The organism is Pseudomonas edaphica (assembly GCF_005863185.1).
Classification (GTDB): Bacteria; Pseudomonadota; Gammaproteobacteria; order Pseudomonadales; family Pseudomonadaceae; genus Aquipseudomonas; species Aquipseudomonas edaphica.
Map to the genome: position 1 here is coordinate 1 of NZ_VBVZ01000301.1, position 7,318 is coordinate 7,318.

Here is a 7,318-nt window from a genome sequence, read left to right on the forward strand (position 1 = left end):
GCATTCCCCAGGCGATCTTTGTCGACGACGGCTACCTGAACCTCAAGGACCTGCTCGGCAAAGTGCCCAAGCAGTACCTCAGCGAAACCTCGCCGGGCGTGTTTTTGGCCAAGCTGCCGATTGTGGTCGGGCGCAAAGGCATCCTCGACATCGACAAGAAGACCCAGGAGCTGCGCCTGTCCCAGCAAGCCGGTTCGTTCCTGATCAACGACGGCCAGCTGTTTGTGCGTGACACCAAAATCACCGGCTGGGACGAAAAGACCAACGGCCCGGCGCTGTTCAAGTCGCCCAAGGAGTTCCGCCCGTTCCTGCTGGCCTGGGGCGGCACCGAGACCTATATCGCCAACAGCAAGATGGCCAGCTTTGGCTACGCCAACAGTAAGTCGTACGGCGTGAGTATTTCCCAGTACACGCCGAACATGGCCAAGGTGCTCAAGCGTGCGGAGCCGACCGGCTGGATCATCGATTCCGAGTTCTCGGACATGTGGTACGGCTTCTATTGCTACGAGACCACGGGCTTTGTGATCAAGGGCAACACCTACAAAGACAACATCGTCTACGGCATCGACCCGCACGACCGTTCCCACGGCCTGATCATTGCCGACAACACCGTCTACGGCACCAAGAAAAAGCACGGGATCATTATTTCCCGTGAGGTCAACGACAGCTTCATCTTCAACAACCGCAGCTACGACAACAAGCTCTCGGGCCTGGTGATCGACCGTAACAGCGTCAACAACCTGATCGCCGACAACGAGATCTACCGCAACCACACCGACGGCATCACCCTCTATGAGAGCGGCGACAACCTGTTGTGGGGCAACAAGGTCATCGCCAACCGTCGCCACGGCATCCGCGTGCGCAACAGCGTGAACATTCGCCTGTACGAGAACTCCGCCATGGCCAACGGGCTGACCGGCGTGTACGGGCACATCAAGGATTTGACCGACACAGACCGCGACATCGCCCTCGACCCGTTTGACGCGAAAGTCTCGCTGATCGTGGTCGGCGGCGAGCTGGCCGGCAACGGCAGCGGGCCGCTGTCGATTGATTCGCCGTTGAGCATCGAGCTGTACCGCGTGTCGATGCTGGCGCCGACCAAATCCAGCGGCATCAGCTTTGCCGGCGTGCTGGGCGATCGCCAGGAAGAGATTCTCGACCTGCTGGTGCGCCAGCAGAAAGCCGTGCTGATCGACCCTGTCGAACGCCAGACCCAAATGCAGGACTGAGGATGACCCTTATGCACCCACACATGATCAAACTGCTGAGCCTCTCGGGTCTGACCCTCGGCCTGCTGGCGGCCAGCCAGGGCGTGCGCGCCGATGAAATCAAGGCACCGACCTTCACCGCCGAGCCGTGCTGCAGCCTGTGCCCGGCCGCCCATGACGCGAAGAACTACACCACGCGCTACCAGCAGAACTTCACCACCCTAGTGCAAGCCCAGGGCGACTGGCTGTTCCGTACCCAGGAAGATTTGCGCACCGAATTCGACACCAGCCCCGCCGGCTACAAACGCATGCAGCAGCTGCACGATGCGTTCAAGGCCAAGGGCGTGGAACTGGTGGTGGTGTACCAGCCGACCCGTGGCCTGGTGAATCGCAACAAGCTCAACCCTGAGGAAAAAGCCGCGTTCAATTTTGACAAGGCGCTGGGCAACTACAAAAGCATGCTCGGCCGTTTCGCCAAGATGGGTTATGTGGTGCCGGACCTGTCGCCGCTGACCAACGAACAGTTGCCCGATGAACTGCCGGCCCACGACTTCTACTTCCGTGGTGACCAGCACTGGACGCCATATGGCGCCCAACGCACGGCAAAAATCGTCGGCGCCAAAGTGCGTGCCATGCCCGAGTTTGCCGATATTCCCAAGCGCGAATTCGAAACCAAACGCTCCGGGCGCATGGGCAAGACCGGCACCCTGCACAACATGGCCGGGCAACTGTGCGGCACCAGCTACGCGATCCAGTACATGGACCAATTCACCACCGAGCCCAAAGGCGAAGCCGGTGATGGCGACCTGTTCGGCGATTCGGGCAACCCGCAGATCACCCTGGTGGGCACCAGCCACAGTGGCAAGAACTACAACTTTGCCGGCTTCCTGGAACAGGAAATCGGTGCCGACATCCTTAACGTCGCCTTCCCCGGCGGCGGCCTGGAAGGTTCGATGATCCAGTACCTGGGCAGCGACGAGTTCCAGAAGACCCCGCCGAAAATCCTTATCTGGGAGTTCTCGCCGCTGTACCGCCTCGACCAGGAAACCATCTACCGCCAGATGATGGCTCTGCTCGACAACGGCTGCGAAGGCAAGCCTGCGCAAATGAGCGCCAGCACCACGCTCAAACCCGGCAAGAACGAGTTGATGGTCAACAGCTCGAACAAAGACCTGCGCAACGCCAACCATCAGGTCGATATCCGCTTCGCCGACCCGTCGGTGAAAACCCTGCAAGCCACCCTCTGGTACATGAACGGGCGCCACGAGGACATCAAGATCGAGAAACCCGAAACATCCGATACAGACGGGCGTTTCGCCTTTGAACTGCGCACCGATGAAGACTGGGCCTCGCAGAACTTGCTGGCCGTGGAAGTGCAAGGCCCCGAAGCGGGCGCTGCCGCGCAGAAAGTCGAAGCGAAAATTTGCACACGCAACGTGTTCCCGGCGGGTGGTCAACAGACCGCCCAGCTTGGGAAGTGAGGTTACTTATGCAGAAATTATTGATTCCAACGCTGCTGGGCCTGGCGATGTTCGCAGGTGTAGTCAACGCCGCCGCGCCACTGCGTCCACCTCAAGGCTATTTCGCCCCGGTGGAAGCGTTCAAGACCGGCGACTTCAAGAATGACTGCGACGCCATGCCGGCGCCGTACACCGGCTCGCTGCAATTTCGCAGCAAGTACGAAGGCTCGGACAAGGCCCGTGCCACCCTGAATGTGCAATCGGAAAAAGCCTTTCGCGACAGCACCGCCGACATCACCAAGCTGGAAAAAGACACCAGCAAGCGCGTGATGCAGTTCATGCGCGACGGCCGCCCGGAGCAGTTGGAGTGCACCCTCAACTGGCTTACGAGCTGGGCCAAGGCCGATGCCTTGATGTCCAAGGACTTCAACCACACCGGCAAGTCCATGCGCAAATGGGCGCTGGGCAGCATGGCCTCGGCCTATGTACGCCTGAAGTTCTCCGACTCGCACCCGCTGGCCAATCATCAGCAGGAATCGCAATTGATCGAGGCCTGGTTCAACAAACTCGCCGATCAAGTGGTCAGCGACTGGGACAACCTGCCCCTGGATAAAACCAACAACCACTCCTACTGGGCCGCTTGGTCGGTGATGGCAACGTCCATCGCCACCAACCGTCGCGACCTGTTTGATTGGGCGGTGAAGGAATACAAGGTCGGCGCCAATCAGGTGGACGCCCAAGGGTTCTTGCCCAACGAACTGAAGCGCCAGCAACGCGCCTTGGCGTACCACAACTACGCGCTGCCGCCGCTGTCGATGATCGCCAGCTTTGCGCTGGTCAACGGTGTGGACCTGCGCCAGGAAAATAACGGCGCGCTCAAACGCCTGGGCGACAAGGTGCTGGCCGGGGTTAAAGACCCGGACATCTTCGAGCAGAAGAACGGCAAAGAGCAGGACATGAAGGACCTCAAGGAAGACATGAAATTTGCCTGGCTTGAACCCTTCTGCACCCTCTACACCTGCGCGCCGGAGGTGATCGAGCGCAAGCACGGCATGCAGCCGTTCAAGACCTTCCGCCTCGGCGGTGACCTGACCAAGGTCTACGACCCGACGCACGAAAAAAGCAACAAAGGCAGCTGATACACAGCTCCCACACTGAACGCGTACACCCTCCCAGATTCGTGGGGGGTTTGGGGGGGCCGTTGGCCCTTGACTGTTGGTTAAACATGGAGAGATCGGGATGGTTTTCTCGTCCAATGTGTTCCTGTTTCTGTTCTTGCCGATCTTTCTCGGCTTGTACTACTTGAGCGGGCAACGCTATCGCAATCTGCTGCTGCTGATTGCCAGCTACGTGTTCTACGCCTGGTGGCGAGTGGACTTCCTGGCGCTGTTCGCCGCCGTGACGCTGTGGAATTACTGGATCGGCCTCAAGGTCGGTGCCGCCGGCGTGCGCACCAAACCGGCGCAGCGCTGGCTGTTGCTCGGCGTGGCTGTCGACCTGTGCATCCTCGGCTACTTCAAGTACGCCAACTTCGGCGTCGACAGCATCAATGTGATGATGAAGTCGGCGGGCCTGGAGCCGTTTATCCTCACCCACGTGCTGTTGCCGATTGGCATCTCGTTCTACATCTTCGAGTCCATCAGCTACATCATCGACGTGTACCGTGGCGATACCCCGGCAACCCGCAACCTGATCGACTTCGCGGCGTTCGTGGCGATCTTCCCGCACCTGATTGCAGGTCCCGTGTTGCGCTTCCGTGACCTGGCCGACCAGTTCAACAACCGCACCCACACCCTCGACAAGTTCTCCGAGGGCTGCACGCGGTTCATGCAAGGTTTCATCAAGAAAGTCTTCATCGCCGACACCCTGGCGGTGGTGGCCGACCATTGCTTCGCCCTGCAAAACCCGACCACGGGCGATGCCTGGCTCGGCGCGCTGGCTTACACCGCGCAGCTGTACTTCGACTTCTCCGGCTACAGCGACATGGCCATCGGCCTGGGCTTGATGATGGGTTTCCGCTTCATGGAAAACTTCAAGCAGCCGTACATCAGCCAGTCGATCACCGAGTTCTGGCGGCGCTGGCACATCAGCCTGTCCACTTGGCTGCGTGACTACCTGTACATCACCCTGGGCGGCAACCGTAAAGGCACGCTGATCACCTATCGCAACCTGTTCCTGACCATGCTGCTCGGTGGCCTGTGGCATGGCGCAAACATCACCTACATCGTGTGGGGCGCCTGGCACGGTATGTGGTTGGCGATTGAAAAAGCCATCGGCCTGAATACCGCGCCACGCAGTTTCAATCTGCTGCGCTGGGCCTTCACCTTCCTGCTGGTGGTGATGGGCTGGGTGATCTTCCGCGCCGAAAACCTGCACGTCGCCGGGCGTATGTACGGCGCGATGTTCAGCTTTGGTGAGTGGTCGTTGTCAGAACTCAACCGCGCCAGCCTCACTGGCCTGCAAGTGGCAACCCTGGTGGTGGCCTACGCAACACTGGCGTTCTTTGGCCTGCGCGATTTCTACAACAATCGCCCTGCCGAAAAAGCCAAACCCGCCGACCCGAGCCTGATCAAGGCAGTACCGGGCGACAACCCAGGCAGCATCCACCAGCCCGGTTTCAGCGTGGGCCAGGACGCCGCCGTGCAACCGGCCTACTGGACCGCTGACTGGCCACGCTACGCCATGCGCGCCACCGTACTGCTGCTGTTCGTGGCCTCGATTCTGAAACTGTCGGCGCAGAGTTTCTCGCCGTTCCTTTACTTCCAATTTTGAGGGAGCCGACCATGACCCGTTCATTTCGCGTCCTCTATATCACGCTGTTCCTGCTGGTGCTGCTGGCCCTGGGCGCCTGGTCGCTGCGCAGCTTCTTCGGCTTCAGCACCAACGCCGACGCCACCGTGCTCAACGGCCGCTGGACCAAGGCCGTCGAGACCCACTACGACGATGAGTTCCCGATCAAGCGCCTGGGCACCAACCTCTGGGCGGCGCTGGACTACAAGCTGTTCAATGAAGGCCGCCCCGGCGTGGTGCTGGGCCGCGACCACTGGTTGTACAGCGACGAGGAATTCAACCCCATCGTCAACGAGGACCAGAACCTGCAAGGCAACTACGCGCTGGTCGAAGGCGTGCGCCAAAAACTCAAGGCCCAGGGCATCCAACTGGTGATGGCGATCGTGCCGGCCAAGGTGCGCTTGTACCCGGAACACCTGGGTAAAGTGAAACCGGCGAGCATCCACGCCAACCTGTACGAGGACTTCCACGCCCGTGTGGCGGCCGACAAGATCATCGCCCCTGACCTGCTTGGCCCGCTGCAACAGGCCAAGCTGGGCGGCACGCAAGTGTTCCTGCGCACCGATACCCACTGGACCCCGGACGGTGCGGAAATCGCTGCCAAACAATTGGCCAAGACCATTGCCGACAAGACGCCGTTGAGCGGCGAGCCGCAGCGTTTTGTCACTGAAGCCGAAAAAACCGAACCGCACAAAGGTGACCTGCGCCTGTTCCTGCCGCTGGACCCGCTGTTCGAAAACCTGATGCCGCCTAAAGAGCCGCTGCAAAAACGCGTCACGCACCTGGCGGAAAACAAAGGCGACGACGCCCTGTTTGCCGACAGTGAAACGCCAGTGGCTCTGGTGGGCACCAGCTACAGCGCCAACCCCAACTGGAACTTCGTCGGCGCGCTCAAGCAAGCCTTGCACAGCGACGTCATCAACTACTCCGAAGACGGCCACGGCCCGATCCTGCCGATGCTCAGCTACCTGAAAAGCGATGACTTCAAGAACAGCCCGCCCCAAGTGCTGATCTGGGAGTTTCCGGAACGTTATCTGCCCGTCAACAACGAAATCGGTGATGCCGACCCGCAGTGGGTTGCGCAGCTTAAACAAGCCGGTTCGCGCCAACAGAACATGGCTTTGAACACTCAAAAATCCGAGACGCCCGACCGGGCGCAAAACTGAAAGAGAGGTAACTCACATGACTTTCACTACTACTCCGCGTCGTCTCGCCAAGACCCTGGCCATCGCTGCCGGCGTGAGCTACGGCCCGACGGCACCAAAAGGCTCCAGCTTCGTGCGGATCTACAACGCATCGAACCAGGAAGTCAGCGCTACCGTCGGCGCGCCCAATTTGAGCGATGTGGCGCCGCTGGCCAGCAGCGACTTCAGCTTCATGCCCGGCGGCGACTACAGCGCCAAGGTCGGCAGCCAGACCGTACCGGTCAAGCTCGCGGCCGATCACTACTACACCCTGGTTAACAGCGGCAGCGGCCAGCCACAGCTGATCGAAGAGCCGCCGTTCAAGAACAAGCAAAAATCCCTGGTGCGTGTGCAGAACCTCAGCGACAAGGCCCTGACCCTGAAAACCGCCGACGGCAAGACCGACGTGGTCAAGTCGGTGGCTGCCAAGGGCCGTGGCGAGCGCGAAATCAACCCGGTGAAAGTCAGCCTGGCGTTGTACGACGGTGACAAGAAAGTCGGCGATGTGAAGCCGGTGGCTTTGGAACGGGGTGAAGCGGCGGTGCTGTACGTGACCGGCTCGGGTTCGAGCATTTCGCCAGTGTGGGTCAAGCGCCCCGTGTCGACCCGCTGATGATTTCCCTGAGTTGACACGCCCCTTGTGGGAGCTGGCTTGCCTGCGATGGCAGTCTTGAAG

Annotated in this window: 6 protein-coding genes; all 6 read left to right on the top strand. The window is 60.3% G+C overall.

Annotated features, from left to right (window positions below):
* Positions 1 to 1,229, top strand: a 1,229-nt coding sequence (gene algG / locus FEM54_RS19305) for a mannuronan 5-epimerase AlgG (protein WP_138452508.1), incomplete at its 5' end; no start/stop codon positions are given.
* Positions 1,230 to 1,240: 11 nt separating this feature from the next.
* Positions 1,241 to 2,689 carry an alginate O-acetyltransferase gene (locus FEM54_RS19310; protein WP_138452510.1) on the top strand — a complete coding sequence of 483 codons (1,449 nt, stop codon included), beginning with the start codon at positions 1,241 to 1,243 and terminating at the stop codon, positions 2,687 to 2,689.
* Between the two features lie 8 nt (positions 2,690 to 2,697).
* Positions 2,698 to 3,807 (top strand): mannuronate-specific alginate lyase, encoded by a 1,110-nt coding sequence (locus tag FEM54_RS19315; RefSeq protein WP_138452512.1) that lies wholly within the window; start codon positions 2,698 to 2,700, stop codon positions 3,805 to 3,807.
* 100 nt (positions 3,808 to 3,907) lie between these two features.
* A complete protein-coding gene (locus FEM54_RS19320) occupies positions 3,908 to 5,440 on the top strand; it encodes an MBOAT family O-acyltransferase (protein WP_017135220.1) in 1,533 nt (510 codons plus the stop codon).
* Positions 5,441 to 5,451: 11 nt separating this feature from the next.
* The gene (locus FEM54_RS19325; RefSeq protein WP_138452514.1) at positions 5,452 to 6,624 is read left to right on the top strand and encodes an alginate O-acetyltransferase; all 1,173 of its coding nucleotides are present in this window, start codon (positions 5,452 to 5,454) and stop codon (positions 6,622 to 6,624) included.
* Positions 6,625 to 6,640: 16 nt separating this feature from the next.
* The gene (locus tag FEM54_RS19330; RefSeq protein WP_138452516.1) at positions 6,641 to 7,255 is read left to right on the top strand and encodes an alginate O-acetyltransferase AlgF; all 615 of its coding nucleotides are present in this window, start codon (positions 6,641 to 6,643) and stop codon (positions 7,253 to 7,255) included.
* Positions 7,256 to 7,318: the final 63 nt, after the last annotated feature.

Excerpts from the sequence above, each read along its gene's own strand:
- FEM54_RS19330 (WP_138452516.1), top strand. The coding sequence starts at position 6,641 with ATGACTTTCACTACTACTCCGCGTCGTCTCGCCAAGACCCTGGCCATC.
- FEM54_RS19315 (WP_138452512.1), top strand. The coding sequence starts at position 2,698 with ATGCAGAAATTATTGATTCCAACGCTGCTGGGCCTGGCGATGTTCGCA.
- FEM54_RS19310 (WP_138452510.1), top strand. The coding sequence starts at position 1,241 with ATGCACCCACACATGATCAAACTGCTGAGCCTCTCGGGTCTGACCCTC.
- FEM54_RS19325 (WP_138452514.1), top strand. The coding sequence starts at position 5,452 with ATGACCCGTTCATTTCGCGTCCTCTATATCACGCTGTTCCTGCTGGTG.
- FEM54_RS19320 (WP_017135220.1), top strand. The coding sequence starts at position 3,908 with ATGGTTTTCTCGTCCAATGTGTTCCTGTTTCTGTTCTTGCCGATCTTT.